Here is a 17,406-nt window from a genome sequence, read left to right as displayed (position 1 = left end):
TCAAGGAGGAGTACGCCGAGGGCTACGGCCACGAGGGCAACACCAAGCTCGCCGTCATGGGCGCCCTCTCCCTCTACCTCAACTTCATCAACCTCTTCCAGATGCTCCTCCAACTCATGGGCAACCGCGAGTAACGGGACCGCATACGGCGCCTGTCAAGGCGCCACTCCGGGCCGGCCGCATTTCGCGGCCGGCCTTTTTCATGCCCGAATGGTGAGGCGCCTGCAGGTGAGCCTCGTCCAAGGGAGGGGAACCGGTGGGTGTGGCAGCTCGGATACATCCGATATCGGAAATGTAATGGTGACAATAATGACATTGACCGACACGATTGCGCGGACATAATCGCCATTGTCTCGATTGTTCGGGGCTGAATGTTTTGACGAAGGAGGCACATCATGCGCACCACAGAAGCGACCCGCTCGTCCGGATCGTCCTCGTTCACGACCGTCTTCAAGGTCATCGCGCGCGCCCTTTCCGTCGGCATCCGCCCCGTCTGGTTCGTGATGGAGGCCGGCCTGAACGGCTACGAGCGGTGGCGGCAGCGGCAGGCGCTGATGCGGCTGGACGACCATCTGCTGAAGGACATCGGGGTGTCCCGCGCCGACGTCGATACCGAAGTCAGCAAGCCCTTCTGGCGGGGCTGATCCGATGAACGCCGATGCGATCCTCTACGCCGTCGAGCCCGACCTGACCGTCGACGCCTTCATCGACGTGCTTCACCGCTCCGGGCTGGCCGAACGCCGGCCCGTGGCGGACCGCCCGCGGGTGGAGGCGATGCTGCGCAACGCCGGCCTGATCGTCACCGCCCGCAACACCGACGGCGACCTGATCGGCGTCGCCCGGTCGGTCACCGATTTCGCCTTCTGCTGCTACCTGTCCGACCTCGCCGTCGACCGCGCCTGTCAGGGGCGCGGCATCGGCAAGGAGTTGATGCGCCGCACCCGCGCCGCGGTGGGAGAGGGCGTCACTTGCCTTCTCCTGTCCGCGCCCAAGGCGGTCACCTTCTACGAGGCGGCGGGGATGGAGCGGCACGCCCAGGCGTTCCTGTTCACCGAAAAACCTTAAGGAGGCACCTTGCGCCTTCCCCTGTATCAGGTCGATGCCTTCGCGGACGCGGTGTTCGCGGGCAACCCGGCGGCGGTCGTGCCGCTGGAGGACTGGCTTCCCGACGCGACGCTCCAGGCCATCGCGGCGGAAAACAACTTGGCGGAAACCGCTTTTCTCGTCCGCCGCGGCGACGGTTACGATATCCGGTGGTTCACCCCGACGGTGGAGGTGGACCTGTGCGGCCACGCCACGCTGGCCTCGGCCTTCGTCATCGCGACGATGCTGGAGTGGGGCTGCCCGCGCATCGACTTCGCCACCCGGGAAGCCGGAACCCTCAGCGTCACCCGCAACGGAGACCTCTACACGCTGGATTTCCCCAGCCGCCCGCCGGAACCGCTGGCCGGGCCGCCCGCCGGCCTGCTCGACGCGCTGGGCGGACCGCCGCCGACGGCGTTGCTGAAGGCGCGCGACCTCGTGGTCGTCTATGACGACGAGGCGACGGTGCGAGCCCTGGCCCCCGACATGAACGCCCTGGCCCGGCTGGAGGATTTCTACGCGGTCATCGTGACGGCGCCGGGGAGCGGCGGCGTGGACTTCGTCTCCCGCTTTTTCGCGCCGGCCCAGGGCATTCCCGAAGACCCGGTGACCGGCTCCGCCCATTGCACGCTGATCCCCTACTGGGCGCGGCGGCTCGGCAAGGAGCGGCTGAAGGCCCGGCAGGTCTCGGCCCGCGGCGGCGCGCTGTCCTGCGAACTGGCGGGTGACCGCGTGAAGATCGCCGGGAAAGCGGTTCTCTATATGGATGGCGCCATCTACATTTAGCACCGTCCATACGAGGACCAATGGAACGGGAGGGCAGCGGGCATGGCGGGGCGCTATTTCGAGGATTTCCGCGTCGGTGACGTGATCGACACCGAAGGGGCGACGGTCACCGACAGCCAAATTATGGATTTCGCCCATCGCTTCGACCCGCAACCCTTCCACATCGACGCGGTGGCCGCCGCGGAGGGCCCGTTCGGCGGGCTGATCGCCAGCGGCTTCCACACCCTGTCGCTGACCTTCCGGCTGTTCCGCGACACCGGGGCCATCACCGGCACCAGCCTGGGCGGCTCGGGCGGCGACGAGCTGCGCTGGTTGCGCCCGGTGCGGCCCGGCGACACGCTGCGCGTTCGGGTGGAGGTGGTGGAGGCCATCCCGTCCCGCCGCGGCGACCGCGGCACGGTCCGGCTGGCCTACACCACGCTGAACCAGCATGGCGAGGCGGTGATGACCATCACCCTGAACCACATCGTGGCGACCCGCAGCCTTCCGGCGGAGTAGCGAACACGGGCGGCCTGTCCCGTCGCGCGTCTTGATCCGCGGGCCCGGCCCCTGTATAGCCTCGCCCCTTCCATCACGGCGGGGGTTCCCATGACGGCTTGCGGCCTCGATTTCGGCACGTCCAACACGACGCTCGGCGTGCGGACGGCGTCCGCGGCTGCCGGCACGGGGGAGGGCTACGGCCTGCTTCCCCTCGACGGCCCGCGGACGACCCTGCCCAGCGCCGTCTTCTTCGATTTCGAAGCCGACGCGGTGACGGTCGGGCAGGCGGCTGTCGACGCCTATGCGTCGGGCGTCGAGGGGCGGTTGATGCGCTCCATCAAGTCGATGCTGGGCACCGACCTGATCGACGCCGACACCGCGCTCCGCAAGGGGCGCATCACCTTCCGCGCGGTCATCGCCACCTTCCTGGCCGCGGTCAAGGAGAGGGCGGAGACGGCGCTCGGCGGCGAGCTGACCGACGTGGTGCTGGGCCGCCCGGTGCATTTCGTCGATGGCGACCCGGCCGGCGACGCCGCGGCGGAGGAGGTGCTGGGCGAGATCGCCCGCTCCGTCGGTTTCCGCGGCATCTCATTCCAATACGAGCCCATCGCCGCCGCGCTCGACTACGAGCAGCAGGTGGAGCGGGAGGAACTGGCCCTGATCGCCGACATCGGCGGCGGCACCTCGGACTTCTCGATCGTCCGGATCGGGCCGGAGCGGCGTGGGCGGGCCGACCGCAGCGCCGACATCCTGGCCAACGACGGCATTCGCGTCGGTGGCACCGACTTCGACCGCGACCTGTCGCTGGCGACGGCGATGCCGCTGCTGGGTCATGGCAGCGCCATGAAGCGCCCCGGCCTGCTGGCGCCCAAGCATCTCTTCTTCGACCTGGCGACCTGGTCGAAGATCAATTTCCTCTACACCGCCAAGGCGATGGCCGACCTGGAGCGCCTGCGGCGCGATTCCGCCACCCCCGACCGCATCGAGCGGCTGATCGGCGTGGTCGAGCACCGGCTGGGGCACGCGCTGGCCATGGCGGTAGAGCGCACCAAGATCGCCCTGTCCGACGGGCCGGAGGCCGGCCTGCTGCTGGATTGGGGCGGCGGCGGCATGACGCGCCCGGTGTCGGTGGAGGAGCTGAATCAGGCGACGGCGATCCTGGCCGGTCGCATCGGCGGGCGGGTGCGCGCCTGCCTGGCGGAGGCCGGCACGTTGCCGGCGGAGATCGACGCGGTGTTCCTGACCGGCGGCTCCACGCTGCTGCCGCAGGTGCGGGCGGCCATCCTGGCCGAACTGCCCGGCGCCCGTGTGGTGGAGGGCAACATCTTCGGCTCGGTCGGCACCGGCCTGACCATCGAGGCGGCGCGGCGCTTTGGCGGCGCCGCCTGAGACGTCCATCAAGTCTCGAACATGAAAAAGCCCACCGACGCTGTCGCCGGTGGGCTTTTTCTGTTCTGCTCCGCGGTTCGGCCCTCCGGTGGTGCCCGCCGCGCCGCGAGGGCAGGGCGGACACCGGAAACCGGCGGACCGAGGTCCGATGGATCAGACCGAGTAGTACATCTTGTACTCGATCGGGTGCGGCATGGTCTCGAAGGCCAGCAGCTCCTCGGTGCGCAGCTCGATGTAGGACTCGATCATGTCCTTGGTGAACACGTCGCCCTTCTGCAGGAAGGCGCTGTCGGCCTTCAGGCTGTCCAGGGCCTCGCGCAGCGAGCCGCAAACCGTCGGAACCTTGGCCAGCTCTTCGGCCGGCAGGTCGTACAGGTTCTTGTCCATCGCCTCGCCCGGATGGATCTTGTTCTGGATGCCGTCCAGGCCGGCCATCAGCATGGCGGCGAAGGCCAAGTACGGGTTGGCCGACGGATCCGGGAAGCGAACCTCGACGCGCTTGCCCTTCGGCGAGGCGACGTACGGGATGCGGCAGGAGGCCGAGCGGTTGCGGGCCGAGTAGGCCAGCAGCACCGGAGCCTCATAGCCCGGGACCAGACGCTTGTAGGAGTTGGTCGACGGGTTGGTGAAGGCGTTCAGCGCCTTGGCGTGCTTGATGATGCCGCCGATGTAGTACAGCGCCATCTCCGACAGATCGGCGTACTGGTTGCCGGCGAACAGCGGCTGGCCTTCCTTCCAGATCGACTGGTGGCAGTGCATGCCCGAGCCGTTGTCGCCGAAGACCGGCTTCGGCATGAAGGTCGCGGTCTTGCCGTAGGCGTGGGCGACGTTGTGCACGACGTACTTGTAGTACTGCATGTTGTCGCCGGTGCGGACCAGCGTGTCGAACTTGATGCCCAGCTCGTGCTGCGAGGCGGCCACCTCGTGGTGGTGCTTCTCGACCGGCACGCCCATCTCGGCGAGGACGCTCAGCATCTCGGCGCGCAGGTCCGAGCCGCTGTCGACGGGAGCGACCGGGAAGTAGCCGCCCTTGACGCCCGGACGGTGGGCGAGGTTGCCGTCCTCATAGTCCTTGTCGGAGGTGTACGGGCCTTCCTCCGAGTCGAACTCGTAGGACACCTTGTTCATCTCGACCTTGAACTTCACGTCGTCGAACACGAAGAACTCGGCTTCCGGACCGAAGAAGGCGGTGTCGCCGATGCCGGCCGACGCCATGTACTTCTCGGCGGCCTTCGCGATGCCGCGCGGGCAGCGGGCGTAGGGCTGGCCGGTCGACGGCTCGTACACGTCGCAGAGGATGTTCAGCGTCGGCTGGGCCGAGAACGGGTCCATGACGGCGGTGGTCGGGTCGAGCTGGAGGATCATGTCCGACTCGTTGATCGCCTTCCAGCCGGCGATCGAGGAGCCGTCGAACATGATGCCGTCCTCGAACACGTCCTCGTCGATGGTCGAGACGTGCTGGGCGGTGTGGTGCAGCTTGCCGCGCGGGTCGGTGAAGCGGAGGTCCACGTACTTGACGTCGTGTTCCTTGATCAGGTCGAAGACCTTGCTGATGTCGGACATATCTCTTTTTCCACGCTTAAGAGGTTTGGGTCCCGCTGCGTCAAACCGACCGTTCTTGGAGGGGCGGGTGACGGCGCTCGCGGCGGACGTTATGTCATGCCTTTCCCGTGCACACAATGTGGCAGCACAAATTGACGCGCCCGGATGGGCACCCGCGCACGGATCGTTCCGCGCGCCGCGCGCCGGCCTGCTTTGGTCCGGCCTGGGTCAATCCGATCTGGGCCGGTCCGGTCTGCATCGGTTGTGGGCAGGGCTGGTTCATGGTGGCCGGTGGTCGGGTTTCCGGGACGCGATCAGATCGCGTCGCCTCCCTTCTCGCCGGTCCGGATGCGGACAACTTCTTCCACGGGGGTGACGAAGATCTTGCCGTCGCCGATGCGGCCGGTGTGGGCGGCCTGCTGGATCGCCTCGATCGCCCGCTCCACCAGGGAGTCCTCCATCACCACCTCGATCTTCACCTTCGGCAGGAAGTCGACCACATACTCCGCGCCGCGGTACAGCTCGGTGTGCCCTTTCTGACGGCCGAAGCCCTTGGCCTCGGTGACGGTGATGCCCTTGATGCCGACTTCGTGAAGGGCTTCCTTCACTTCGTCGAGTTTGAACGGCTTAATGATGGCTTCGATCTTCTTCATGGGTCTCTCGTGTACGAGGTGCCAACGCCGGCAGGCACCGTCCACGGCTCTGCCGACGGTCCGAAGTAAAGCACGTTGCGTGCCAATCGGAGGGGTTGCGATCCGGCTGCGTGGGATGCCGGGCCGCAGCGGGCCGATGCCACCGTGGGCGGCACGCGACTGCCAACGGATAGGGCGAAGTGAACAATATTTGTGCACAAGCTGCAAGCAATCCGCGCAGCTGTACCCTTTCGGATGGGGTAGGGCCGGCGTTCGTCAGGCTTTTCACATTGATGAACGCGGTGGAAAATAGAGCTTGACCCGCCCCGTCCCTTGGGGCAAATAGGCGACCCCGGTGGCGGTGGTAGCTCAGTTGGTAGAGCTCTCGGTTGTGGTCCGAGCGGTCGTGGGTTCGAGTCCCATCCATCGCCCCAGTCCCCCTTGACGGTGGATGCGCGTGCCTCGTGAGGAGTTCACGTCGGCGTTGCATCGATCGAAACGGCGGGTGGGGTGTTTGCGGACGGTTCATTCCGTCCCCCGGTGGCGGTGGTAGCTCAGTTGGTAGAGCTCTCGGTTGTGGTCCGAGCGGTCGTGGGTTCGAGTCCCATCCATCGCCCCAGTTCCTCCTTCCAATTCCTGTGCCAATCAGGCCATTCCTTTCATTCCCCCTGTGCCCGGCTATGCTGCGGCCGTCGCGGTGCTTATTGTGCCGGGTGACGGTGATGCGGGATTGCGGCGGGTGGAGGCGATGGACGAACTGCTTTCCGTGGCGGAGATGTACCGCGCCGACGCGCTGACCATGGCGGGCGGCGTGCCGGGGCCTGTGCTGATGGAGGCGGCGGGGGCCGCGGTGGTGCGCGCGGTCTGCGAGCGCTGGGCGCCGCACCCGACGGTCGTTCTGTGCGGGCCGGGCAACAACGGCGGCGACGGGTTCGTCATCGCGCGTCTTCTTCTCGAAGCGGGCTGGCCGGTGCGGCTGGCCCTGCTGGGGTCGCGCTCCGCCCTGCGCGGCGACGCGGCGGTGGCGGCCGGGCGCTGGACCGGACCGGTGGAGGCCGCCGACCCGTGGCTGCTGGAAGGCAACCCCCTGGTCATCGACGCGCTGTTCGGGGCCGGGCTGGCCCGCCCGCTCGACGGCATGGCCAAGGAGGTCGTCGAGGCGATGGCCGGGCGCACCGTCGTCGCCGTGGACGTGCCGAGCGGCCTGCACGGCGACAGCGGCCAAGTGATGGGGGTGGCCCCGCAGGCGGCGCTGACCGTCACCTTCGTCCGCCGCAAGCCCGGCCATCTGCTGCTGCCGGGCCGGGTCCTCTGCGGGGAGGTGGTGGTCGCCGATATCGGTATTCCCGACACCGTGCTGGACGCCATCGCGCCGCAAACCCTGGTGAACGGCCCCGACCTGTGGCGGCAACGCTACCCCTGGCCGCGGCTCGACGCGCACAAATACGCTCGGGGGCACGCGGTGGTGCTGGGCGGGGCGCGGATGACCGGAGCGGCGCGGCTGTCGGCGCGGGGCGCCCTGCGCGCCGGGGCTGGGCTGGTCACGGTGGCCTGTCCGCCCGACTCGGTGCCGATCTATGCCGCCGGCTCGCCCAGCCTGATCGTGGCCGACGTGGCCGACGGCGCGGCCTTCGAGGCCCTGCTGGACGACCCGCGCAAGAACGCCGTGCTGCTGGGGCCGGGCGCTGGAGTCGGGTCGGACACGCGGGGTCATGTCCTCGCCGCTCTCAGCGCCGGCAAGGCCTGCGTGCTGGACGCCGACGCGCTGACCAGCTTCGCCGAGTCGCCCGCCGATCTGCTCGGCCGGCTGAACGGCCGCTGCCTGCTGACTCCGCACGAAGGCGAGTTCGCGCGGATCTTTCCGGATATCGCGGCGCGAGAGGGCGGCAAACTGACGCGCGCCCGCGCCGCGGCGGCGCGCGGCGGCGCGATCGTCCTTGTGAAGGGCGCTGACACGGTGGTCGCGGCGCCGGACGGGCGGGCCGTCATCAACGCCACCGCTCCGGCCGATCTGGCGACCGCCGGGTCGGGGGATGTGCTGGCGGGCATCGCGCTCGGGCTGATTGCCCAGGGGATGGACACGTTCGACGCCGCCTGCGCCGCGGTCTGGCTGCACGGCGAGGCGGCGAACACCTTCGGACCCGGTCTGATCGCCGAGGATCTGCCGGAAGCGCTGCCGGGGGTGCTGAAGCGGCTCAAGGCGGGCGGGCGCTGACCCGGCGTCCCCAGGGCATACATACGCCTGGACAGGGAGGCTTACCCTTAAGGCCGGGCTCAAGCTATGGCTTGCCGAGAGCGCGCCCGCACGCCAGACTCTGGGTATGAGCGAGACGCCCGAGATCAAATCCGCTGAGACCCGGTCCAGCCAGCCCGGCCCGGCCCAGCCCCCCGCCATCGGGGTGGGAACGCCGCCGGGCCTGCTCGACCGCACCCTGGACACGCTGCGCGCCGGCTGGCGCGAGATCGCCGCCTCCGCCCGCGGGGTGGTCGGCGCCGCGCCGCGCGCCAATCTGCCCAGGGAGGACGCGGAGCGGCTGAAGGAACAGATCGAAGCCTGCCTGGAGGGCCGCGGCGGCGAGGTGTCGGCGCGGGCGCGGGCGGCGCAGCTCGGCCGCACCTATCTGGCGCTGGACGGGCAGGGGCGGCGCAATTTCCTGATGATGCTGGCGCGCGATTTCGATGTGGACCGTGCCGCCGTCGACCAGGCGATGGCGACCTTCCAGACAGCGGGCGATCCGGTGTCGCGCGGCCATGCCGAGCGCGCCCTGCGCCGCGCGCTGGAGCCGCCGCGGCTGCGCCTGCTCACCCAGTTCAACGCCCTGCCGGAAGGGGTGAAGTTCCTGGTGGACCTGCGTGCCGAGCTGATGGAGATGGCGCGCGGCGAGCCGCTGCTCCAGGCGCTGGAGGACGATCTCAAGAGCCTGCTGCGCAATTGGTTCGACGTCGGCTTCCTGGAGATGCGCCGGATCACCTGGGACAGCCCGGCCTCGCTCCTGGAGAAGCTCATCAAGTACGAGGCGGTTCACGAGATCAGCGGTTGGCGGGACCTGAAGGACCGCCTCGACTCCGATCGCCGCTGCTTCGCCTTCTTCCACCCGCGCATGCCGAACGAGCCGCTGATCTTCGTCGAGGTCGCGCTGGTCCAGGGCATGTCGGACAACGTCCAGGCGCTGCTCGATCCCTCCGCCCCGGTTTGCGACCCGAAGAGCGCCGACAGCGCCATCTTCTATTCCATCTCCAACGCCCAGGTGGGGCTGGCGGGAATCAGCTTCGGCAACTTCCTGATCAAGCGGGTGGTGGACGGGCTGACCGGCGAGTTCCCCAACATCAAATGCTTCGCCACCCTGTCGCCGATTCCCGGCTTCCGGCGCTGGCTGGACCGGGAACTGGCCGAACGCGGCGATTCGCTGCTCAGCCCGCCCGAGGCGGAACGCATCGCCGAGGCCATGGCCAACCGTTCGGGAAGCAGCGATCCCGGAACTGGCGAATCGGACATGGACAGCGATGCGGAGGAGCGTCCCGTGCTGGTCGGAGCGCTGGCTCTGCCTTCCTGGCACACCGACGACGAGCTCCAGAAGCAGCTTCGCGGCCCGTTGATGCGGCTGTGCGCGCATTACCTGACCACGGCGCGCGCGTCGGACCGCCACAGCGAACGGCCGGGCGCGGTGCCGGCGCGGGCGCTCGATCCGGTCGCGCACTTCCACCTCAGCAACGGCGCCCGCATGGAGCGGCTGAACTGGCTGGGCGACCGGTCACCCAAGGGGGTGCGGCAGTCCTGCGGGATGATGATCAACTACCGCTACAAGCTGGGGGAAATCGACGCCAACCACGAGGCGTACCGGGGCGAGGGCAAGGTCAACGCCTCCTCCTCCATCCGGTCGCTGGGAAAGGGGGGCGGATGAGCCGGTTCGCAGTCCGCCGGGTTGCCGTCCGCGACGCGTCCGGCGCCCCCCACCAATGGCGTGCGGAACGGTGCCCATTTTGCCTGTTTGCGGCGCGAACCCTGTGCTATAGAGCGGACTTCGCCGGCAGTCCGTCGGGTGTTCCGCACCCGTCGCGGGCTGTCTATGCCATTGCGGGCGTGGCGGAACTGGTAGACGCGCCGGATTTAGGTTCCGGTGACTTCGGTCGTGGGGGTTCGAGTCCCTTCGCCCGCACCATGGCAACAGCTTGGACCGCATGGGAACACACGGTTTCGGGCCGCCCGGACGGGCGCCGCCGGGCCGGACAACGAGATAGGCTTTCGTTCCGATGAACATCACCGAGACCAGCGCCGACGGCCTGAAGCGCGAGTACAAGGTCGTCATTTCCGCCCAGGATATCGAACAGAAGGTGCAGGGCCGGCTCGAAGAGCTGCGCCGGACGGTGCAGCTCCCCGGCTTCCGTCCGGGCAAGGTGCCGGTTGCCGTGATCAAGCAGCGCTACGGCGGCAGCGTGCTGGCCGAGGCTCTGGAGGATGCGATCGCCGACAGCTCGCGCCAGGCGCTGAACGAGCGCGGCCTGCGCATCGCCATGCAGCCGAAGATCAACGTCGAGAAGTACGAGGACGGCGGCGACCTGTCCTACACCATGGGCGTCGAGCTTCTGCCGGACATCGAGCCGGGCGACCTCAGCGGCCTGGAGCTTGAGAAGCCGGTCGCCACGGTCGAGGACTCGGCCGTCGACGAGGCGCTGACCCGTCTGGCCTCCGCCCATTCGGTGCAGGCCCCGGTCACCGAGGACCGCGCGGCCGAGAAGGGCGACATCGCCGTGATCGACTTCGCCGGTTCGGTCGATGGCGAGGCACTGCCGGGCATGGACGGCAAGGACTACCCGCTGGAGCTGGGCGCCAACCAGTTCGTTCCGGGCTTCGAGGACCAGCTGATCGGCGCCAAGGCCGGCGAGCACCGCACGGTGAAGGTCACCTTCCCGGCCGACTACCCGCACGACCGCCTGAAGGGCGCGGACACCGTGTTCGAGGTGGACGTCAAGGAACTCCGCAAGAACGTCCCGGCCGAGGTCAACGACGACCTCGCCAAGGAGTTCGGCATGGAGAGCCTGGAGAAGCTGCGCGAGGCCGTCGGCGACCGCATCAAGGGCGAGTACGCCAACGTGTCGCGCCTGCGCGTCAAGCGCCAGCTCCTCGACAAGCTGGCCGAGGCCCACTCGTTCGAGGTCCCGCCGGGCATGGTGGACGTCGAGTTCGAGGGCATCTGGCAGCGCCTTCAGCAGGAGCTGAAGAACGGCACCGCCGGTGAGGACGCCGGCAAGCCGGAAGAAGAGCTGAAGACCGAGTACCGCGGCATCGCCGAGCGCCGCGTGCGCCTGGGCCTGCTGCTGTCGGAGATCGGCCGCCGCAACGATATCCAGGTGACCCAGGACGAGATCAACCGCGCGCTGATCGCGGAAGCCCGCCGCTTCCCCGGCCAGGAGCGTCAGGTGTTCGAGTTCTTCAAGCAGAACCGGGAAGCGCTGGAAAACCTCCGCGCCCCGCTCTTCGAGGACAAGGTCGTCGACTACATCCTGGACCAGGCCAAGGTGAGCGAGAAGCCGGTGTCCGCCGAAGAGCTCATGAAGGACCCCGATGAGGAGGCCGAGGCGGCCTGATCGTCAGAAAGGTTGTGGGGCGGCCTACCGGTCGCCCCTTTCCATTCCTATATGTAGACTGCTCAGACGACTAACCGAGCTGCGGGAGCAGGGAAGACCACCATGTACGACTTCGAACCGAAGATGAATGCTCTGGTCCCGATGGTCATCGAGCAGACCAACCGGGGCGAACGAGCGTACGATATTTACTCGCGCCTGCTGAAGGAACGGATCATCTTCTTGATCGGTGGCGTGAACGACGCCGTCGCCAGCCTGATCTGCTCGCAGCTGCTGTTCCTGGAATCGGAAAATCCGAGCAAGGACATCGCGCTCTACATCAATTCGCCGGGCGGCTACGTCTCGGCCGGCCTCGCCATCTACGACACCATGCAGTACATCCGTCCGCAGGTGTCGACGGTGTGCATGGGGCAGGCGGCCTCGATGGGCTCGCTTCTGCTCGCCGCCGGCGCGCCGGGCAAGCGCTTCTCGCTGCCGAACAGCCGGATCATGATCCACCAGCCGTCGGGCGGCGCCCAGGGTCAGGCCTCGGACATCGAGATCCAGGCCCAGGAGATTCTGAAGCTGCGTTCGCGCCTCAACGACATCTACGTCAAGCACACCGGCCAGTCGCTCGACACCATCGAGGCGGCCATGGAGCGTGACAAGTTCATGTCGCCGGAAGAGGCAAAGGCGTTCGGCCTGATCGACGAGGTCGTGGAAAAGCGCCCCGGCTCGATCGGGGACGGCAGCGCCGCCTGAGGGCACGCGCGAACTAATGATTGATTGCGCCGGTTCCCTGTTGTTGAATGATGGGGAACCGGTCCGATGGATCGGGTTCGAAGGATGAGCGGATGCGTTAACCTTGTCACGGGCCATGCCCGGGACAACCTTTGAAAGGACCGGCGTCGGGGGACGCCGCAGGCGGTTGACAGGTTATACGGATCAGTCCCCCGCGAGATGACGGAGTACCGATGAGCAAGTCCAGCAGCGGCGATTCGAAGAACACGCTCTACTGCTCCTTTTGCGGCAAGAGCCAGCACGAGGTCCGCAAGCTGATTGCCGGTCCGACGGTGTTCATCTGCGATGAATGCGTCGAGCTGTGCATGGACATCATTCGCGAGGAGAACAAGACGACCCTCGTGAAGTCCCGCGACGGCGTGCCGACCCCGCGCGACATCCATGCGGTACTGGACGATTACGTGATCGGCCAGCATCACGCGAAACGGGTCCTTTCGGTTGCGGTGCACAATCATTATAAGCGGTTGGCGCACGGCACGAAGCACAACGATGTCGAGTTGGCGAAGTCCAACATCCTGCTGGTCGGCCCCACCGGCTGCGGCAAGACGTTGCTCGCCCAGACGCTCGCCCGGATCATCGACGTTCCCTTCACGATGGCCGACGCCACGACCCTGACCGAGGCGGGCTATGTCGGCGAGGACGTCGAGAACATCATCCTCAAGCTGCTCCAAGCCGCCGACTACAACGTCGAGCGGGCGCAGCGCGGCATCGTCTACATCGACGAGGTCGACAAGATCAGCCGCAAGTCGGACAACCCGTCGATCACGCGCGACGTGTCGGGCGAGGGCGTGCAGCAGGCCCTGCTGAAGATCATGGAAGGCACTGTCGCCTCCGTGCCCCCGCAGGGTGGCCGCAAGCACCCGCAGCAGGAGTTCCTGCAGGTCGACACCAGCAACATCCTGTTCATCTGCGGCGGCGCCTTCGCCGGGTTGGACAAGATCATCGCGCAGCGCGGCAAGGGCACCTCGATCGGCTTCGGTGCCGACGTCCGCGGCCCGGACGAGCGCTCGACCGGCGACATCCTGCGCGAGGTCGAGCCCGAGGATCTGCTGAAGTTCGGCCTGATCCCGGAGTTCATCGGCCGTTTGCCGGTGGTTGCCACGCTGGCCGATCTGGACGAGTCGGCTCTGGTCGAGATCCTCACCAAGCCGAAGAACGCCCTGGTCAAGCAGTACCAGCGTCTGTTCGAGATGGAGGATGTCCGTCTGGAGTTCTCCGACGACGCCCTGCGCACCATCTCCCACAAGGCGATCCAGCGGAAGACCGGCGCGCGCGGCCTGCGGTCGATCATGGAGTCGATCCTGCTCGACCCGATGTTCGACCTGCCCGGCCTGTCCGGGGTGGAGAGCATCCTGGTCAACAAGGAAGTGGTCGAAGGGCGCGCCAAACCGCTTTACGTCCACGCCGAACGCCGTGGGGAGCAACAGGCGCCGGGCGCCTGAGTTCGTCACGGTTGATCAGCATTGGCTACGGGGAAGGGCGCTTCGGGCGCCCTTCGTCGTTTTCGGCGTTCGCGACCATCAACGCCCGCGCCGGGCCGTGGACTTGGGGCGAATACGCATGCCGCACCGCCATACGGAATTGGGGTGCTGGCCCTTGAAGGGGGGCTATGGCTGTGCCACGTTAGAAAAAGTGCCGGTTTTCGATCCCTGTGCTCATCCCCCGAGGCGGGGGTCTTCCCAGGCCCATCCCGGGCTGACGGCGTCCCAATGAAAGAGGCCCAATCAATGTTCGAAATCCCTCGTGGTGCCCTCTATCCGGTCCTGCCGCTCCGCGACATCGTGGTTTTCCCCCACATGATCGTGCCTCTTTTTGTCGGCCGCGAGAAATCCGTGCGCGCCCTGGAAGACGTGATGAAGGACGACAAGCAGATCCTTCTCGTCACCCAGAAGAACGCCGCGCAGGACGATCCGACGCCGGCCGATATCTACAGCGTCGGCACCGTTGGGACCGTGTTGCAGCTGCTGAAGCTGCCCGACGGAACGGTGAAGGTGCTCGTGGAGGGCGGCCAGCGCGCGTCCATCACCAAGTTCGCCGAGAACGAGGATTTCTTCCAGGCCCACGCCGACCTCGTCGAGGAAAAGGTTGGGGAAAGCCAGGAGCTTGAAGCGCTGGGCCGGGCCGTCGTCTCGCAATTCGAGCAGTACATCAAGCTCAACAAGAAGATCCCGCCCGAGGTTCTGGTCTCGATCAACCAGATCGAGGAGCCGGGCAAGCTGGCGGACACCGTCGCCTCCCACCTCGCGCTGAAAATTCCGGAGAAGCAGCAACTCCTGGAATGCGCCACGGTGTCGGAGCGGCTGGAGCGGGTCTATGCCTTCATGGAAGGCGAGATCGGCGTCCTGCAGGTGGAAAAGCGCATCCGCAACCGCGTCAAGCGGCAGATGGAGAAGACCCAGCGCGAGTACTACCTCAACGAACAGCTCAAGGCGATCCAGAAGGAACTCGGCGAGACCGAGGACGGTCGAGACGAGTCGGCCGAGCTGGAAGAGAAGATCAACAAGACCCGCTTTTCCAAGGAAGCCCGTGACAAGGCTCTGGCCGAGCTGAAGAAGCTGCGCTCCATGAGCCCGATGTCGGCCGAAGCCACGGTGGTGCGGAACTACCTGGACTGGATGCTGTCCATTCCGTGGAAGAAGCGTACCAAGGTGAAGAAGGACCTGAAGCTCGCGCAGAAGATCCTCGACGCCGACCATTACGGCCTGGAGAAGGTTAAGGAGCGCATCCTCGAGTATCTCGCGGTCCAGAACCGCATGAACAAGGTGAAGGGGCCGATCCTCTGCCTCGTCGGGCCGCCCGGCGTCGGCAAGACCTCGCTCGGCAAGTCGATCGCCAAGTCCACGGGGCGCAACTTCGTGCGCATGTCGCTCGGCGGCGTGCGGGACGAGGCCGAGGTCCGCGGTCACCGGCGCACCTACATCGGCTCGATGCCCGGCAAGGTCATCCAGGGCATGAAGAAGGCGAAGTCGTCCAACCCGCTGTTCCTGCTGGACGAGATCGACAAGCTCGGCGCCGATTGGCGCGGCGACCCGTCTTCGGCTCTGCTGGAGGTCCTCGATCCCGAGCAGAACGGCACCTTCAACGACCATTATCTGGAGGTCGATTACGACCTGTCGGACGTGATGTTCGTCTGCACGGCCAACACGATGCGCATGCCGCAGCCGTTGCTGGACCGCATGGAGATCATCCGCGTCGCCGGCTACACCGAGGATGAAAAGGTCGAGATCTCCAAGCGCCACCTGATCGAGAAGCAGGTGGAGGCCAACGGTTTGAAGAAGGGCGAGTTTGCCATCTCCGACGACGCGCTGCGCGACCTGATCCGCTACTACACGCGGGAGGCCGGCGTCCGCAGCCTGGAGCGCGAGATCGCCAACCTCTGCCGCAAGGCCGTGAAGGAGATCCTGATGAAGGGCTCCGCCGGCGCCAAGGTTTCCGTCACCCGCCGGAACCTCGACAAGTACGCCGGGGTCCGCCGCTTCCACTTCGGTGAGGCGGAACTGGAAGATCTGGTGGGCGTCACCACCGGTCTGGCCTGGACGGAAGTCGGCGGCGAGTTGCTGTCCATTGAGGCGGTCAGCCTTCCCGGCAAGGGCCGGGTGACCACCACGGGCAAGCTGGGCGACGTCATGAAGGAGTCGGTCCAGGCTGCGGAGAGCTACGTCAAGTCGCGGGCCACCGCCTTCGGCATCAAGCCGACGCTCTTCGAGAAGCGGGACATCCACGTCCACGTGCCCGAGGGCGCCACCCCGAAGGACGGCCCGTCGGCCGGTGTGGCGATGATCACCTCGATCGTGTCGGTCCTCACCGGCATTGCGGTCCGCAAGGACGTGGCGATGACCGGCGAGATCACCCTGCGCGGCCGGGTGTTGCCGATCGGAGGCCTGAAGGAGAAGCTGCTGGCCGCTCTGCGCGGCGGCCTGAAGCATGTGCTGATCCCGAAGGACAATGAGAAGGATCTCGCCGAGATTCCGGACAATGTGAAGCGTGGCCTGGAGATCATCCCGGTCAGCACCGTCGACGATGTCCTGAAGCATGCCCTGGTTCGCGAACTCGAGCCGATCGAGTGGAAGGAACCGGAGGCGGTCGAACCGGCGGTCGCCAAGCCGCAGCCCGACGGCGGCGGAGAAGTGCTGCGTCACTGATCGAACCCGGCGTTTAACGCACCCTTAAAGCGCTACCATGCTTCGCATCGCCCGCCCGTCTTCAATTGACGGGCGGGCGATGTCGCGTTTATCGTTTGAACGCGCGAAGTCATTGGGCGGCTTTGCTTCCAATTTCTCTGCCGGATTGAGAAGGGAGGAAGTAAGTGAACAAGAACGATCTGGTGGCGCACGTCGCCGATGCTGTGGGTTTGTCTAAAACTGATGCGACAAAGGCCGTTGATGCTGTTTTTGGCAGCATCGCTGATTCGTTGAAGAACGGCGAGGAGGTTCGTCTGGTCGGCTTCGGCACCTTCGCGGTGTCCGAGCGCGCCGCCAGCGAAGGGCGCAACCCGCGCACCGGCGAAAAGATCGCCATCCCCGCGTCGAAACAGCCAAAGTTCAAGCCGGGCAAGACGCTGAAGGATGGTCTGAAGTGATGACGTCTTGAACGGCCGCGTCAATCCGGGCATAGTGCGCGCCGGTCAGCACCCGCTGGCCGGCTTTGCTTTTGTCTGACCGGAACGTTCGGGCATCGGCGCGGCGCGGGCGATTAGCTCAGCGGTAGAGCATCTCGTTTACACCGAGAGGGTCGGGGGTTCGAAACCCTCATCGCCCACCATCGCGCCCGGTCTTCCTGAACCGTGCTTTTCAAATTCGTGATTGACAGGCCATGCGTCGGGCGGCTAGAAACCGCCCATCGGCGACGGGGCGTGGCTCCGGAAACCGCGCTGCGATCCTATGACACGGACGCTTGTTTTGCGCGTTTCATCTCGCCGCGTTGCGCGGGTGTAGCTCAGTTGGTTAGAGCGCCGGCCTGTCACGCCGGAGGCCGCGGGTTCAAGTCCCGTCACTCGCGCCATTCTCCCCCTTCCATTCTCTTTTTCGCAATGAAAACGAAGCGTTCGCGGCTTTACCGACGGGCTCTCGATACCTATATCCGGTAAGTCCGACCCGCATATCCGATAAGCCGGATAGAGAACAGGGTCATT

15 protein-coding genes and 5 tRNA genes are annotated in these 17,406 nt (G+C 66.6%); 18 read left to right on the top strand and 2 right to left on the bottom strand.

Going from position 1 to position 17,406, the window contains the following annotated elements:
- The 6 genes from ACFPMG_RS10560 to ACFPMG_RS10535 form a co-directional block, all read left to right on the top strand.
- Positions 1 to 134 (top strand): Bax inhibitor-1 family protein (locus ACFPMG_RS10560; protein ID WP_376995079.1); only part of this gene is annotated, 134 nt, incomplete at its 5' end.
- A 261-nt stretch (positions 135 to 395) separates the two neighbouring features.
- Positions 396 to 644: a DUF1127 domain-containing protein gene (locus ACFPMG_RS10555; RefSeq protein WP_376995077.1), complete on the top strand. Its 249-nt coding sequence runs from the start codon at positions 396 to 398 to the stop codon at positions 642 to 644.
- A 4-nt stretch (positions 645 to 648) separates the two neighbouring features.
- On the top strand, positions 649 to 1,065 hold the full coding sequence (locus ACFPMG_RS10550) for a GNAT family N-acetyltransferase (protein ID WP_376995076.1): 417 nt from the start codon (positions 649 to 651) through the stop codon (positions 1,063 to 1,065).
- Between the two features lie 9 nt (positions 1,066 to 1,074).
- On the top strand, positions 1,075 to 1,869 hold the full coding sequence (locus ACFPMG_RS10545; RefSeq protein WP_376995075.1) for a PhzF family phenazine biosynthesis protein: 795 nt from the start codon (positions 1,075 to 1,077) through the stop codon (positions 1,867 to 1,869).
- 42 nt (positions 1,870 to 1,911) lie between these two features.
- On the top strand, positions 1,912 to 2,367 hold the full coding sequence (locus ACFPMG_RS10540; protein ID WP_376995074.1) for a MaoC family dehydratase: 456 nt from the start codon (positions 1,912 to 1,914) through the stop codon (positions 2,365 to 2,367).
- 90 nt (positions 2,368 to 2,457) lie between these two features.
- Entirely contained in the window at positions 2,458 to 3,738 is a 1,281-nt protein-coding gene (locus ACFPMG_RS10535) for an Hsp70 family protein (RefSeq protein WP_376995073.1), read from the top strand.
- Positions 3,739 to 3,891: 153 nt separating this feature from the next.
- Here the strand turns inward: ACFPMG_RS10535 and glnA are convergent, their stop codons facing one another.
- Together glnA and ACFPMG_RS10525 are read right to left on the bottom strand one after the other, a co-directional pair.
- Positions 3,892 to 5,301: a type I glutamate--ammonia ligase gene (glnA, locus tag ACFPMG_RS10530; RefSeq protein WP_137140367.1), complete on the bottom strand. Its 1,410-nt coding sequence runs from the start codon at positions 5,299 to 5,301 to the stop codon at positions 3,892 to 3,894.
- Positions 5,302 to 5,594: 293 nt separating this feature from the next.
- Positions 5,595 to 5,933, bottom strand: a complete 339-nt coding sequence (locus tag ACFPMG_RS10525) for a P-II family nitrogen regulator (protein WP_014240107.1) — start codon at positions 5,931 to 5,933, stop codon at positions 5,595 to 5,597.
- 337 nt (positions 5,934 to 6,270) lie between these two features.
- On the opposite strand from ACFPMG_RS10525, the gene ACFPMG_RS10520 reads away from it, so the two are divergent.
- The 12 genes from ACFPMG_RS10520 (at position 6,271) to ACFPMG_RS10465 (ending at position 17,276) form a co-directional block, all read left to right on the top strand.
- Positions 6,271 to 6,346, top strand: a tRNA-His gene (locus ACFPMG_RS10520).
- A 109-nt stretch (positions 6,347 to 6,455) separates the two neighbouring features.
- Positions 6,456 to 6,531: transfer RNA gene (locus tag ACFPMG_RS10515), tRNA-His, on the top strand.
- A gap of 129 nt (positions 6,532 to 6,660) precedes the next feature.
- The gene (locus ACFPMG_RS10510; protein WP_376995071.1) at positions 6,661 to 8,127 is read left to right on the top strand and encodes an NAD(P)H-hydrate dehydratase; all 1,467 of its coding nucleotides are present in this window, start codon (positions 6,661 to 6,663) and stop codon (positions 8,125 to 8,127) included.
- Between the two features lie 106 nt (positions 8,128 to 8,233).
- Positions 8,234 to 9,814 (top strand): malonyl-CoA decarboxylase, encoded by a 1,581-nt coding sequence (locus ACFPMG_RS10505; RefSeq protein WP_376995069.1) that lies wholly within the window; start codon positions 8,234 to 8,236, stop codon positions 9,812 to 9,814.
- A 173-nt stretch (positions 9,815 to 9,987) separates the two neighbouring features.
- A tRNA-Leu gene (locus ACFPMG_RS10500) sits at positions 9,988 to 10,072 on the top strand.
- A 91-nt stretch (positions 10,073 to 10,163) separates the two neighbouring features.
- Complete coding sequence (gene tig, locus ACFPMG_RS10495; RefSeq protein WP_376995068.1) at positions 10,164 to 11,498, top strand: trigger factor; 1,335 nt, start codon at positions 10,164 to 10,166, stop codon at positions 11,496 to 11,498.
- Between the two features lie 102 nt (positions 11,499 to 11,600).
- Positions 11,601 to 12,236, top strand: coding sequence for an ATP-dependent Clp endopeptidase proteolytic subunit ClpP (gene clpP / locus ACFPMG_RS10490; RefSeq protein ID WP_109071948.1), 636 nt, complete (start codon positions 11,601 to 11,603; stop codon positions 12,234 to 12,236).
- A gap of 212 nt (positions 12,237 to 12,448) precedes the next feature.
- Positions 12,449 to 13,717, top strand: a complete 1,269-nt coding sequence (clpX, locus tag ACFPMG_RS10485) for an ATP-dependent Clp protease ATP-binding subunit ClpX (protein ID WP_014240114.1) — start codon at positions 12,449 to 12,451, stop codon at positions 13,715 to 13,717.
- A 285-nt stretch (positions 13,718 to 14,002) separates the two neighbouring features.
- Positions 14,003 to 16,417: an endopeptidase La gene (gene lon / locus ACFPMG_RS10480; RefSeq protein ID WP_376995067.1), complete on the top strand. Its 2,415-nt coding sequence runs from the start codon at positions 14,003 to 14,005 to the stop codon at positions 16,415 to 16,417.
- A gap of 164 nt (positions 16,418 to 16,581) precedes the next feature.
- Complete coding sequence (locus tag ACFPMG_RS10475) at positions 16,582 to 16,854, top strand: HU family DNA-binding protein (protein WP_376995066.1); 273 nt, start codon at positions 16,582 to 16,584, stop codon at positions 16,852 to 16,854.
- 107 nt (positions 16,855 to 16,961) lie between these two features.
- Positions 16,962 to 17,036: transfer RNA gene (locus ACFPMG_RS10470), tRNA-Val, on the top strand.
- Between the two features lie 163 nt (positions 17,037 to 17,199).
- Positions 17,200 to 17,276, top strand: a tRNA-Asp gene (locus ACFPMG_RS10465).
- The last annotated feature ends 130 nt before the right edge of the window (positions 17,277 to 17,406 follow it).

It is taken from the genome of Azospirillum himalayense (assembly GCF_042657465.1).
GTDB classification, from domain to species: Bacteria; Pseudomonadota; Alphaproteobacteria; order Azospirillales; family Azospirillaceae; genus Azospirillum; species Azospirillum himalayense.
Note: the sequence above shows the minus strand (reverse complement) of the source record. Positions and strands in the feature narration are given on the sequence as shown.

What these genes read in the sequence shown, in the direction of transcription:
- ACFPMG_RS10555 (WP_376995077.1), top strand. Translation starts at nt 396, where the DNA reads ATGCGCACCACAGAAGCGACCCGCTCGTCCGGATCGTCCTCGTTCACG.
- ACFPMG_RS10550 (WP_376995076.1), top strand. Translation starts at nt 649, where the DNA reads ATGAACGCCGATGCGATCCTCTACGCCGTCGAGCCCGACCTGACCGTC.
- ACFPMG_RS10540 (WP_376995074.1), top strand. Translation starts at nt 1,912, where the DNA reads ATGGCGGGGCGCTATTTCGAGGATTTCCGCGTCGGTGACGTGATCGAC.
- ACFPMG_RS10535 (WP_376995073.1), top strand. Translation starts at nt 2,458, where the DNA reads ATGACGGCTTGCGGCCTCGATTTCGGCACGTCCAACACGACGCTCGGC.
- glnA (WP_137140367.1), bottom strand. Translation starts at nt 5,301, where the DNA reads ATGTCCGACATCAGCAAGGTCTTCGACCTGATCAAGGAACACGACGTC.
- ACFPMG_RS10525 (WP_014240107.1), bottom strand. Translation starts at nt 5,933, where the DNA reads ATGAAGAAGATCGAAGCCATCATTAAGCCGTTCAAACTCGACGAAGTG.
- ACFPMG_RS10510 (WP_376995071.1), top strand. Translation starts at nt 6,661, where the DNA reads ATGGACGAACTGCTTTCCGTGGCGGAGATGTACCGCGCCGACGCGCTG.
- ACFPMG_RS10505 (WP_376995069.1), top strand. Translation starts at nt 8,234, where the DNA reads ATGAGCGAGACGCCCGAGATCAAATCCGCTGAGACCCGGTCCAGCCAG.
- tig (WP_376995068.1), top strand. Translation starts at nt 10,164, where the DNA reads ATGAACATCACCGAGACCAGCGCCGACGGCCTGAAGCGCGAGTACAAG.
- clpP (WP_109071948.1), top strand. Translation starts at nt 11,601, where the DNA reads ATGTACGACTTCGAACCGAAGATGAATGCTCTGGTCCCGATGGTCATC.
- clpX (WP_014240114.1), top strand. Translation starts at nt 12,449, where the DNA reads ATGAGCAAGTCCAGCAGCGGCGATTCGAAGAACACGCTCTACTGCTCC.
- lon (WP_376995067.1), top strand. Translation starts at nt 14,003, where the DNA reads ATGTTCGAAATCCCTCGTGGTGCCCTCTATCCGGTCCTGCCGCTCCGC.